Annotated in this window: 10 protein-coding genes; 2 read left to right on the forward strand and 8 right to left on the reverse strand. The window is 59.5% G+C overall.

Going from position 1 to position 12,542, the window contains the following annotated elements; genetic code table 11:
• Window positions 1–19: 19 nt before the first annotated feature.
• From ACP26L_RS22555 to ACP26L_RS22585, 7 genes are all read right to left on the reverse strand, one after another.
• Window positions 20–1,918, reverse strand: a complete 1,899-nt coding sequence (locus ACP26L_RS22555) for a PrkA family serine protein kinase (RefSeq protein ID WP_426446567.1) — start codon at window positions 1,916–1,918, stop codon at window positions 20–22.
• 276 nt (window positions 1,919–2,194) lie between these two features.
• On the reverse strand, window positions 2,195–2,668 hold the full coding sequence (locus ACP26L_RS22560) for a GNAT family N-acetyltransferase (RefSeq protein ID WP_426446569.1): 474 nt from the start codon (window positions 2,666–2,668) through the stop codon (window positions 2,195–2,197).
• 68 nt (window positions 2,669–2,736) lie between these two features.
• On the reverse strand, window positions 2,737–3,168 hold the full coding sequence (locus ACP26L_RS22565; RefSeq protein ID WP_426446571.1) for an ABA4-like family protein: 432 nt from the start codon (window positions 3,166–3,168) through the stop codon (window positions 2,737–2,739).
• A gap of 183 nt (window positions 3,169–3,351) precedes the next feature.
• On the reverse strand, window positions 3,352–4,263 hold the full coding sequence (locus ACP26L_RS22570; RefSeq protein ID WP_426446573.1) for a hypothetical protein: 912 nt from the start codon (window positions 4,261–4,263) through the stop codon (window positions 3,352–3,354).
• 162 nt (window positions 4,264–4,425) lie between these two features.
• Window positions 4,426–4,938 carry a TetR/AcrR family transcriptional regulator gene (locus ACP26L_RS22575; RefSeq protein ID WP_426446575.1) on the reverse strand — a complete coding sequence of 171 codons (513 nt, stop codon included), beginning with the start codon at window positions 4,936–4,938 and terminating at the stop codon, window positions 4,426–4,428.
• Window positions 4,939–5,053: 115 nt separating this feature from the next.
• Window positions 5,054–6,973, reverse strand: a complete 1,920-nt coding sequence (locus ACP26L_RS22580) for a PAS domain S-box protein (protein WP_426446577.1) — start codon at window positions 6,971–6,973, stop codon at window positions 5,054–5,056.
• Window positions 6,974–7,184: 211 nt separating this feature from the next.
• Complete coding sequence (locus tag ACP26L_RS22585) at window positions 7,185–7,742, reverse strand: NUDIX domain-containing protein (RefSeq protein ID WP_426446578.1); 558 nt, start codon at window positions 7,740–7,742, stop codon at window positions 7,185–7,187.
• Window positions 7,743–7,921: 179 nt separating this feature from the next.
• On the opposite strand from ACP26L_RS22585, the gene ACP26L_RS22590 reads away from it, so the two are divergent.
• Window positions 7,922–8,332 carry a VOC family protein gene (locus ACP26L_RS22590; protein ID WP_426455053.1) on the forward strand — a complete coding sequence of 137 codons (411 nt, stop codon included), beginning with the start codon at window positions 7,922–7,924 and terminating at the stop codon, window positions 8,330–8,332.
• A 29-nt stretch (window positions 8,333–8,361) separates the two neighbouring features.
• Window positions 8,362–8,691 carry a hypothetical protein gene (locus tag ACP26L_RS22595; protein ID WP_426446580.1) on the forward strand — a complete coding sequence of 110 codons (330 nt, stop codon included), beginning with the start codon at window positions 8,362–8,364 and terminating at the stop codon, window positions 8,689–8,691.
• Window positions 8,692–9,088: 397 nt separating this feature from the next.
• On the opposite strand, the gene ACP26L_RS22600 is transcribed toward ACP26L_RS22595, so the two are convergent.
• Entirely contained in the window at window positions 9,089–12,316 is a 3,228-nt protein-coding gene (locus ACP26L_RS22600; protein ID WP_426446582.1) for an SNF2 helicase associated domain-containing protein, read from the reverse strand.
• Between the last annotated feature and the right edge of the window lie 226 nt (window positions 12,317–12,542).

Raw genomic sequence — 12,542 nt, forward strand, 5'->3', positions numbered from 1 at the left:
CTCTCCCCCTTTCGGAATGCTAGCGGTTGAGCAGGCTGCCTACGTACTTCAGGAGCTCGTTCGCGCAGACCGCGCAGTAGCCGTGATGCTCGATCAGCCTGCCCGACACCTCGTTCATGCGCTTCAGCTGCGTCTCATCCGGCGTCTTGGCCGAGGTTGTGATTTTGACCACATCCTTCAGGTCCTCGAACAGCTTCTTCTCGATCGCCTCCTTCAGCCGCTCATGGCTCGTGTACTCGAACTTTTTGCCCCGCCGGGCAAGCGATGAGATCTTGATCAGAATCTCTTCCCGGAACGCCCGCTTCTGGTTCTCGGTGACGCCGATCCCCTCTTCGATCGACCGCATCAGCTTCTCGTCAGGCTCCCGCTCTTCTTCTGTGATCGGGTCGCGCAGCTTGAAGCCGTTGCAGTACGCCTCGACATTGTCGAGATAGTTGTTCATGAGCGTATGCGCCGACTCCTCGAACGAATACACGAAGGCCCGCTGCACCTCCGTGCGCGCCTTATGGTCGAATTCCTTGCGGGCGAGATTGATGAAGTTCAGGAGCCGCTCCCGCTCCTCCTTCGTGATCGAGGCATGCTGGTCCAGTCCTTCCTTCAGCGACTTCAGCACATCGAGCGCGTTGATGCACGACTTGTCCCCTTTGAGCAGCGCGCTGGAGATGCGGTTGATAACATAGCGGGGATCGACACCGGACATGCCTTCGTCGGTGAACTCCCGGCGCAGCTCCTGGACGTCGCCGCTCTTCGTGCCTTCGACTTCCGTGCCGTCGTAGAGGTACATTTTCTTCAGCGGGTCCATGCCGGGCTTCTTCGATTCCTTGAGCCGCGAGAGCACGCTGAACACGGCGGAGGTCCAGAGGGCGCCCGGTGCGATATGCACGCCGCGGATGTTCGACTGTCCGATGAGCTTGCGGTAGATTTTCTCTTCCTGGGTCACCTTGAGATTGTAAGGGATGCGCATGACGATCATGCGGGAGTGGAGGGCTTCGTTCTTCTTATTGGCGATGAAGGTACGGTATTCGGTTTCGTTCGTGTGGGCGACGATGAGTTCGTCTGCGGAGATGAGAGCGAAGCGGCCTGCTTTGAAGTTGCCTTCCTGGGTAAGCGAGAGGAGGTTCCACAGGAACTTCTCGTCGCACTTCAGCATTTCCTGGAATTCCATCAGTCCCCGGTTCGCCTTGTTGAGCTCGCCGTCGAAGCGGTAGGCGCGGGGGTCGGATTCGGAACCGTACTGCGTAATGGTCGAAAAATCGATCGAACCCGTCAGGTCGGCGATGTCCTGCGACTTCGGGTCGGATGGGGCGAATGTGCCGATCCCCGAGCGGTTCACTTCTGAGAACAGCACCCGCTTCACCGGCATGAGCTCCGCCCGGCCGCCGTATTCCGTCTCGAGCCGCATCCGGCAGACGGGGCACAGCTCGCCTTCGACCTTGATCCCGAACTCTCGGCGGAAGTCCTCGCGCAGCTCCATCGGCACGAGATGCAGCGGTTCCTCCTGCATCGGGCAGCCTGCGATAGCGTAGACGGCGCCGGCCTCGGTGCGCGAGAACTTCTCGAGCCCCTGCTTCAGCAGCGCCACGAGCGTCGACTTCCCGCCGCTAACCGGCCCCATCAGCAGGAGCAGCCGCTTGCGGACATCGAGCCGCTGGGCCGCAGGCCGGAAGTATTCCTCGACGAGCGTCTGCAGATCGTCCTCCAGCCCGAACAGCTCGGAGCTGAAGAACTTGTACTCCCGGCGCCCGTCCTCCTTCTCCTCGATGCCTGCCGCCTCAATCATCCGATAGATCCGGTCATGGGCGAGCCCTGCGATCTCCGGCCGCTCCCTGACCTTCTCGAGATACTGCAGGAAGGTCCCTTCCCAGTGCAGACCCTGTTCTTTCAGCCGGTAATCCGCCAGCTTGTCCAAAAACACCATAGGCGCATCTCCCCTCCTCGTCCGTCTCTCCCATTTTGAGAAAACAACACGTCATGGAACAGGTACAATTCCCAGTATACCAGCAAATTATTGTCAGATAAATATGAATTTTCAGATTATATGAAAAAAAACCTTCCCCGGTTCCCCGAAGAAGGCGAGAAAATGTCTCTTTCATTTTCCCTGGAGTGCAGCAATCGGCGTTAACGTGCCCGTCATCCGGATTCGCAGCAAGACTGCTCCAACCGGCAGGCAGAGTCAGCGGAAGCATTCAGGCATTCAGGCGTTCCGCCAATCCTCCGGCTCCCAAGTCATGAATACGTCGATCGGATCCTCCCGGTCGACCCGGAATCCGAATCTTTCATACAGCCGTCTGACGGGACTTCCCTGCAGCGCATTCAAGGTCACGCCTCTTCCTTCCGCCGCGTTCTTCGACAGCAGGATCGCGAGCACCCGGCTGCCGATCCCCCGTCCTTGGAACTCTGGATGAAGATAAAAGTGCTCGAGTACATCCCTCTCCCCCTCGGGCCTCAGCGCCACACATCCGGCAAAGGCGCCTTCCACTTCGACGATCCGCGTCCATTCGGGGGCAAACGCTCCCCGGAATCGTTCGCGGACCTTCTCTTCGTCATATCTTCCAAGCCGGGTCAAATCCGTCTGGAGTACAAGGGCCCGCAGGTCCGCAAGCCTTTCCTTCTCAGACAAATCGGCAGCACGCAGTGTGATAGACGCTGAGCACGGGCTGGTGTTCATCCCTTGTTCCCTTCTTTCGTCGAATATCAGAAGTGACACTGTCATTATCCTGCGCTATGTCCCTCGAATCAAGTGCGGGCCGGCCGGAGCAGCGCCCGGAGCACGGTGTAGAGGAGCCATCCGAAGGGGCCGAACATCAGCGTGCAGAACAGGATCACGGACTGCACGGGCAGTGGCAGAAAGCGGTCCGCCATGTGGTCCCGGTAGATCCAATGGCCGATCGCCTGATCGAAGCAGAGGATATGAATCCATACGATGAGGGCAAAATCCGGCATGCCCAGCAGGCGGAGCACGCCTTCCTCCGAGCCGAAATCCTGCACGAAGCCGATGCCGTACTGGGCGACGGCCGCCCCGATCCCGGCCGTGTAGAGCACAGCCAGAAGGATGGGGAACACCTGACGGTCCGCCAGGAATCGCGTTACGCGCCAGCCCGGCATCAGGATCATCAGCAGCCAGAATGGGAACGCGATCCCGGCTGCGGCAAATAACCATGAATACATATGAGGCAGCTCCTTTTCCTATAATCAAACGGTGCTTTTCCTTAGATCAAACGCCGCTTCGCAGGGCTTCCTTGTAAGGATAACCTGCCCTGGAGACTTTTTCCACCCCTTCTCCGGGCTGGATGACGCCGGAGAGCCTGCCGCACTCCTTCCTGTGGGCGGGACGCCCTCCGGCCACGAGGATCAGGAAGCCCGCCCGGCGCGCGCTCCGGCCCGGCCGCCTCCCCACGGACGGCCCTTCCACCAGATGAGCAGCGACAGGGCTGCTGCAGCCGCCCAGACGAGAAGCAGGATGACGGCAAGCACAGGAAGGAAGCTGATCTCGAATACGGTCACACCCCGCAGCGTCTGCAGGCCTACGAGGACTACAGCCAGATTCCAGGCGATGCCCCCGGTATGGAGCAGCCGCCGGGCCTGCGGCGAATGTCCCCCCTCCCTCTCGAGCAGCCAGCCCAGCAGCGGCAGCGTCTGCAGTGCATGAAATCCAAGTCCGTGCAGCACCATGAGATTGCCCGAGCTTCCCAGGTAGCGGCTCTGCAGAGCAATCATCCCGAGGCCTGCGGCAAAGGCGAGCATCGTCGACACGAACGCATACCTTATACCCAGTACCGGCAGTGTCCGGTCTCCCGCCGGGCGGCTGCGGAAGAAAGGAATGGCCGCGAAGACGGCGACCAGGATGAGCAGCAGGGAATCTACACCGAAGAGCAGTCCGAACACCCCGTCCATGTCCGAACCTGCCTTCGAGAAACGGGGATTGATGCCCCGCAGGTGCTGGATCGTCTCGATCAGGAAGGCATACAGGGCCCCGGGAACAAAAATCGCCCGCAGCCGCCGCAGGCCCTTTTCGCTCATGCCGCTTAAGGGCATGAACGCCGCAAACGACAGCACGTAGAGGCCGAGCGCCGCATCAAAGGAAAAGGCGCTTTCCAGATTTCCCTCCGGGGCAACGAGGGGACCGTTCATCAGAATCGGCAGCCTCAGCAGCAGGGCAAGTAGGAGACCGAAGAGGCCGACGAGCACCAGGATTCTCTCGCCCTCAAAGAACCGGGGTCCTCCGGTCACCTTGGACCCCCCGATAGAGGTTTTGCTGTACATCGCTTCAACATCCTTTCTGCCAAATAAATTTATTTATAGATAAATAAATAGAACCTTTTTGAAAAAGGCAGCTGCGGCTGCCTGTGTGAATGTCTGTCAGATTGGGTGGAGGAATTAAGAAAGCATCCTGGTAGGAAGTCGAATGTAGGCAATCCGGCACTTCTACTCATCGAAGCATACGATTCCGGGCAGATCCAGCACCTGGGACAGCGTAATTAGCAGCCCCATGCCGATAAACTGGGATGCAGCCGCACCGGCCTCTCCGGGTGGAAGACCCGCTTTCTCGTATTTGGCCGTCAGCGTCTCATGGATAAAGGCAAAATTACGCCGCACATGCACCCTGATCTCAGGCTCGGCGATCACGTAAGCCTGCATGACCATCAGGGTCTCGTCACGGTGGGTCTCGAGGATGCGCATGAACGCATCCCCCATCGTCTCGGAGAGCTGGTCGGCCGGCGCATCCACCCCGTCGAACGTATCGTGGAGCCGCTTCATCGCCCGGTCGATTACAGCCAAGAAGAGCTCTTCTTTGTTCTTGAAAAAATGAAACACATACGGCTGGGTTACCCCCGCCGCCTTGGCTACGCGCGCTGTCGTCGTCTTGTAATACCCGAGCTCCGCGAATATACCCACAGCTCCGTCGATGATCACTTCTTTTTTGCTTTCGCGGGCCAAACGCCATGCACCTCGATCGTCTGATTTATTGATAAATAAATAATAAACCGGAAGGGGAGGAATTGTCAATCCCTTCCTGGCATCCCCTTCTATCCATCCGCCGCTGCCCGTCCCCTCACGGTGCTTTCTTGAGTGCCAGGTATCCCTCAATGATATCCGATACGGAGTCCATGCTGATCGGCTTGCTGATATACTCATCCATTCCGGATGCCAGATATCTCTCGCGGTCTCCCTTGATCGCATGGGCCGTCACCGCCACAATGTAAGGGCGGCTCTCCGGCGGCGTCACTTCCTTGATCGCCTTCGTGGCTTCAAGCCCGTTCATGACCGGCATCTGGACATCCATGAATATCAGGTCATACGTATGCCGTTTGACCGCATCGACGGCCTCCGCCCCATTCTGTACGACCGTGGCGGAATAACCCAGCTTCTCAATGACTCTTTTCATGACCAGGGTATTGATATCGTTATCTTCGGCAATCAGAATGCGCACTTTACCGGCACCCTTCCCGTTCGCTTCTTCGTCCGCTTCATACAGCCCTCCACCCTGATGATTCCGGAATTCTGCTGTAAAAAGGAACGTGGAGCCAGCCTGTTCCCGTCCGGCCTCATACCAAATTTCTCCGCCCATGAGCTTAACCAGGTTCCGGCAGATCGACAGCCCAAGCCCGGTCCCCTCTGCATTGCGGGTCATGAAATGATCCACCTGGTAGAACGGCTCGAACAAGTGGACGGCTTTCTCCTTCGGCACGCCCAGCCCCGTGTCCCGGACCTCGAATTGAAGCTTCACCGAATCCGGGGCCTGCTTTACCCGGTTTACGGAAACCGCAACCGACCCGCTCGGGGTATACTTGACAGCGTTGCCGAGCAGATTCATCAGCACCTGCTTCAGCTTCATTTGATCCCCCAGTACCAAATGGGGAATGTCGGGAGAGACGGAGGTCGTAATCTCCAGGTTTTTCTCCAGAGCTTTGGGAAGAATCAGCGAAATCGTCTCGGACAGGATCGCCCGTACGTTGCACGGTTCTTGGATCAGCTCGGCCTTCCCGGATTCCAGCTTCGAAAAGTCCAGAATATCATTGATGATGCTGAGCAGCGTATTGCCGCTGTTCTTGATAATCTGCACGTATTCCTCCTGCTCACTATCCAGACGGGTTTCGAAGAGCAGGTCCGTCATGCCGATCACCCCGTTCATGGGCGTGCGTATCTCGTGGCTCATCATCGCGAGGAATTCGCTCTTGGCCTTGTTCGTCTTCTCCGCCGCTTCTTTCTCGATAAGCAGCCGCTTCTGCTCCGTCATATCCTTGGCGATAATATAAAAGCCCGTTGTCTTGTTGTGGATTACGATCGGCGCCAGCGTGGCCAGTACTTCAGTCATCCCCCCATCCTTACGCTGAAGATAATTGATCGACTGTTCGATCTCTGAATAATCCATGTTGTCTGACAGGATGCGGTCCTGGTTGCTCCGGCCGATCAGCCGGGAAATGCTCGTGCCCGCCAGCTCCTCGATGGTATAGCCTGTGAGCTGCCTCACCATTTGATTGCCGTTAATGATATTGCCGTCAAGACCCATCGAGATGATGGCGTCGTGGTTGTACTTTTTAAGCGAGGTATACCGTTCAATGCTCTCCTGCAGCCTCATCTCCGCCAGCTTGCTTTCCGTAATATCGATGATCTGCTTTATAAAAAACAGCGGCCTGCCCTCCGCCTCATCGCGGACCAGGCTTACGTGCAGAGACGTCCAGATCGTCTGGCCGCTCTTATGCACGTACTTCTTTTCCATCTCGAATGTCGTCCGCTGTCCGTCCAGCAGTTCGTCCAGAAGGGCGTTCTCGCGGTCCGCTTCCTTGTCATAAGAGAGCTGCCGGGACGTAAGCGTCATCAACTCCTCTTCCGTATACCCGAGAATCCGGCACACGGCAGGATTGACGCTGGTCCAATGCCCTTCGGTGGTAACGAACGCTATGCCGATCGGCGCATTCCGAAACACATGCTCGAATAACTTCAGATGGCCAAACACATCCAAACCGCCCATACTCTCGCATCCCTCATCCATGTAGTATCTTTCTTAGGCGAACTCGTGCTTGTAGGATAGCATACGTCTTCGACCGAGCTCAAGATTAATCAGGCTAAAATGACGCCGGTTTTGCGGGCCCTGCTTCAGCCTGGGTCAGCCGGCCCAATACCGGCGGCCCCAGGGTGAAGGGGAAGCCCTCTTCTACACGGCCGCCGGCAGTCCTTCCTCATCAGGCCCGGAATAAGCCATAGCCGGCCAACGGCACGGCCGGGTTCCCGTCGGCATGCAGCCCATCGCCACCTGCGTTCGCCGCCGCATCCAGCAGCCAGCGGGTGAACGGGGCGACGTTCATCGTCTCGATCTCCTCCGGCGTGAAGAAGCCCGCCGCATCGACTTCGATGCCGTCCGGCACCGGCTCCCCGCCCACGTATTCCATCTCGAAGGCGATATACACGTTGTGGACCGCCCTCGGCAGGTCTCTCAGCGCCACCACCCTGCGGACTACAGCGTCCACTCCCGCCTCTTCGCGCACTTCGCGGCGGATCGTTTCTTCGATTGCCTCCAGCTGCTCGATATATCCTCCGGGGTTCGTCCAGTACCCCTTGCCCGGATTCTGGGCCCGCCGTACAAGCAGGAACGCCCGGTCTTTGGCAATCAATGCCCCGACCCCGATGCTGTAATTGCCCCAGTGGACGAAGCTGCACTGCGTGCATGCCCGTCTGATCGTTCCGTCCATGTCCCGGTCCTCAAGCGCTGCTCCGCAGCTCATACAAAAATTGGCTTCCATACGCTCCACCCTGCCTGAATAATCTATTATTGGTGTGATGCCAATCATTCGTCTATTGTACTTCAGCTTCCGGAGAACGTACAAGAATGATTGTTCATTCCCTCGATGAGCAACTTCCGCCGGGGGAAGCTCGTCTGGTAGCCGTAGAGCATTTCTTTTATCGGGAAGGAGGCCTTGTCCTGCTGCATCATATCGAGCTGTACGTCTCCGACTTGGCGAAGTCCGAAGCTTTCTGGGGCTGGCTGCTGCACCGCCTGGGATACTCGGAATACAGGCGGTGGGAGCAGGGCTTCAGCTTCCGCAGGGATCAGACTTATCTTGTCTTCGTCCAGGCTGAGGAGCGGTTTATGGACCCGCCGTATCACCGGTGCCGGGTGGGCTTGAACCACCTGGCCTTCCATGCCGGATCAAAGGAGCATGTCGACGAGCTGACTGTGGAGCTGCTGCGAAGAGGAACGCCTCTGCTCTATCCCGACCGTCATCCGTATGCGGGCGGGCCCGGCCATTACGCCGTATTCTTCGAGGATCCCGACCGGATCAAGGTGGAGGTGGTCGCTCCTCCCGCCTTCAGGGATGACGAGGGCTCGTAAGAACGATATCATCGAAAGGAGCGGCTTCTATGTCTATTGTCAGCGCAGCGCTGTGCCAGTTTTTCGCCTGGGTCATCCTCGTGCTGTCATTACAGGCATACAGCCCGCTGGGCTGGTTTCTCCCTCCGAATGTCAACAACACCCCGGCGTTCATCACCGTATCCAAGTGGCTGGTCCAATGCCTGCTCGTCACCAATCTGTTCAGCTTCGCGTTGACCCAAAGCGCTGGATACCACCTCCGCCGAAGAGGGCGGCCATCCTTGCGCTGGGACGGGCAGCTGCATTTCACCATGGCGGCGGTTCACTTGTTTATTGTAAATATGCTGATAATCCTCGTGGCCGGCTTTGAGGATTTGTGACTTGAGATCGGTCCGGTGGCCGGTCGTTGTAGAGTGATGAAACGAATTGCGGCTCGGGTGTGGAACCCGCTTACCCTCTCCAGGCTGCAGCGTGCGGCTGGTTTATCCGCGGCTAACACGGTTTTTCTGTGTTAACGGGCCGCTTTCCTTCGATGCTTGCGCTGCAGCACGGTTTTTCCGTGTTCCGCACGCGCTCGAGCTGACTTTGCCCGAGTGTCCCTCCGCTGACACGGATTTTCCGTGTTCCGCACGCGTTTGGGCTACCGGCAAGCCCGCCCCCATTGGCTGGCCTGTCTCCTTCCCTCCCGCAACAGCATAGAAAAGCAGCATGCCCCGTCCGCTTCATGCGAATCACGGGCATGCTGCTTAGGTGCGTTCTCGGCCTCGCGGCCGGCTCTTACGGATGCAGCATCAGAATCTCGCGGACCTCCTCTTCGGTGAGGGCTGACAGCGCCTCCTGCCCGGGCTGGATGACCGCCTCGATGAGATTCTTTTTGCGGAGCTGCAGCTCGTACATCTTGTCCTCAACGGTGCCCTTGGCAACCAGCCGGATCACCTGCACGACATGCTTCTGCCCGATCCGGTGCGCCCGGCCGGCCGCCTGCTCCTCCACAGCAGGATTCCACCACATGTCATACAGGATCACGGTATCCGCCCCCGTCAGGTTGAGGCCGGTGCCGCCCGCCTTCAGCGAGACGAGGAACAGATCGCCTTCGCCGTCATTGAACCGGCCGCACAGCTCAACCCGCTCGGCGGACGGCGTCTGGCCGTCGAGGTAGAAATGGGGGATGCCCCGGTACCCGAGCTCCCGGCGGATCAGACCGAGCATCTGCGTAAACTGCGAGAAGACGAGCATGCGCCTGCCCGCACTCCGGCAGTCGTCGATGAGTTCGAGCAGCTGCTCGAATTTGGCCGAGCTTCCCTGGTAGTCTTCCACGAACAGCGCGGGGTGGCAGCAAATTTGGCGCAGCCGGGTGAGACCGGCCAGGATTTTGATCCGGCTTTTATCGTAGCCGCTTACGCTCAAGTGCTTCAAGGTCTCTTCCTGCAGACCGGCCAGGTAAGCCGCGTACAGCTTCTTCTGCTCGGGAAGCAGGTCGGCCGCCTGGAGCGTCTCGATCTTGTCCGGCAGCTCCTTGAGCACATCCGATTTCACCCTGCGCAGCAGGAACGGACGGATTCTTCGGGCCACCGACTCGCGGGTCAGTTCATGGAAGGCCTTGCGGGGAGGCAGCAGCTCGGGGAATACCCCGCTGTAGATGGACCAGAGCTCTTCGAGCCGGTTCTCCACCGGCGTGCCGGTCAGCGCAAAACGGTACAGGGCCTGCACCTGCCGCACGGCCTGCGCCGTCTGGGTCGCGTGGTTCTTAAAGGCCTGGGCTTCGTCAAGTATCAGCGTATGGAAGGATCGAGCGGCATACCAGGTCCAGTCGATGCGCAGCAGAGGATAGGAAGTGACGATGACATCCGCCTCTGCCGCCCCCTCCAGTATGCTGCTGCGCTGGCTCCGGCTTCCGTCGGCGACAAGGGTGCGTAGCTCTGGGGCGAATTTGCGGATCTCTGCGAGCCAGTTGTACAGCAGCGACGCGGGACAGACCACAAGAGCGGGCTGACCCGTTTCCCGGATCTCCTCCTGCACCGAGAGCAGAAAAGCGATGCTCTGCACCGTTTTACCCAGCCCCATATCGTCGGCAAGAATGCCGCCGAAGCGGTAGCGGGCGAGCGTCTTCATCCATTGAAACCCGTACGCCTGGTAATCCCGCAGCACCGGGGCCAGCCTCTCGGGCAGCGGAAACTCGAGGTGGTCGGGATTGCGCATATGCTCGATCATCCGCCGCAGCGATTTCCCAAGCCTCACGGCTCCGCTCTGCCCGTCGGTCTCCGGCAGACGCAGCCCGTAGAAGGCCGGCAGCTTCAGCCCGAGATTCCCCTCCGCCATCCCGAGCGCGTTCATCGTGCGGAGAATCTCCTGGAAGGCGTCCCCCTCCAATGGCAGCAGGGAGCCGTCCGGCAGCCGGTGGTAGCGCCGCTTCTCCTGCAGCGAGAACAGCACCTTCCGGATCTGGGAATCGGGGATGCCCTCGAGTTCGAATTTGAACTCAAGCCACTCGGTGCGCTCATCCACATCCACGGTCGCCTTGGGCAGAATCGGTCCGCTGTGGATCCGCAGCTTGACGGCCGATGTGGCCAGAACCTGCAGGAGCTTCTCGAGCTGCGGCACGATCCGGTAGAGGAAGTCATACTCCGACTCCTCATCGTTCATGTAGTACCCGGCTTCGGTCACCGTAAAATCCCCCTGCTCCATCAGCGCCAGGATCTGCTGCTCGCGCTCCCCGTCCCGCATGAGGATTCTTCCTTCCCCATGGACCTCGCCCGAAGCTTCCAGCGGATTGATAACAATGTCGCCGTATTGGAACTCGAGTCCGGCCAGCAGCCGGTCCCTCACCCGGTCCAGGTACAGCTTCGCCTTCAGCTGGATCTGCACGATTCGCTCGGACACCGCTTCCTCGATCCGGACACGGCCGAGCTTCATCAGCCCCGGTACGACCTTGTCGACAAAAGGCTCCGCCTGCTCCGCTGCAATGCGGATCCGGCTGCGGCGCGCGTCAGCCAGCATGCGCTTCAGCTCCGAGAGCCGGCGGCACTCCTCCTCGGGCAGCTTCAGGAACCGGCCTTCGCACAGTGCCAGCCTGTAGCCCTCCAGCACGAGCACGCGCTCCAATCCCTCAACCTCGAGCACATAGCCCGACCCGTGTCCCTCCGCATCGCTGAAGCGGAATTCGAGCGGCAGTCCCTGCTCCAGCCAGCCGATCCCCTCGCAGGAGGATCCCGCCTGTTCGACCCGTACCGAAGGGGACGCCTCCAGCAGCGGCAGCAGCCCCTCCCATGCGTAAGGCGGGATCTCCAGGACCTTCTGCCGCATAGGGCCCGCTCCCGTCTCGCCACCCTCCGTCTCCCGGTAGAGTTCCTCGTTGCGGAGAATCCGGATCAGGCTCCGGAGCACGGCATCCTGTTCCGGGGCGAAGCAGTGTAGATCCGGGTCGTACAGGAAGCCTTTGCTGACCCTGTAACTTACCCTGCGGTCCACCGCTTCCAGGAAAGCCCTGATCGACTGCACGGCGTATACCCGTTTGGGGCCTGTGTGGAGCTCCATTCCAAGCACGGTCCTTCCGTCCCCGTAAGCCGCGGGTCTGCATACGAACTCCATCGGAAGGACTGTCCGCGCATCGAACAAAGGGCGCAGCCCGCTGGACCGCCGCGGCTTATGGCCGAAGAGATCCAGCATGCCGCCGGCCAGCACTCGGTCCACCTCCGATACATCGACAGGCTCCTCCGGCGGGGCATGGAGCAGGTGCCACAGCACGCCGGCAATATGGGCGCAGTACTTGTCGTCCGGGTGGTACACCGGGCAGGAGCACTCCGCATAGGCTTCGCCCTCCCGGTCCAGGTCCACGGTAACCAGGTACAGCTCCCGTTCCCCGTCCACCTCCGCCTCCTGAACCTGGGGCTCCGGCCCGCCGGGAAGCAGATTTACTTTTCCGTGCCTGTACAGCGACTCCCCCTCTTCATAGGCAAACCGGCCGCAGAGCAGCTTGATGCCATCATCCGTCAGCGTAAAACTCATGACTCTCTTGTCCTCTCCACCTGATCTTGTTCCGCAGCTCCCGGGCGATAAGCGAACATACCATCCCCGTACATATGTACTCCTATCATAACAGATTGCAGCAGAAAAAACAGAAGGCGGCATCCCCCCCAAGCTAACCTTCTGAACGCAGCAGCATTTCATGCGGCAAAAGTCCCTGCCAGCCTGCTCCCTGGTGTGAAACTCAGGGTACCGTGCCGCAGCGCTG

This window comes from Paenibacillus sp. S-38 (assembly GCF_049942825.1).
GTDB lineage: Bacteria > Bacillota > Bacilli > Paenibacillales > NBRC-103111 > Paenibacillus_G.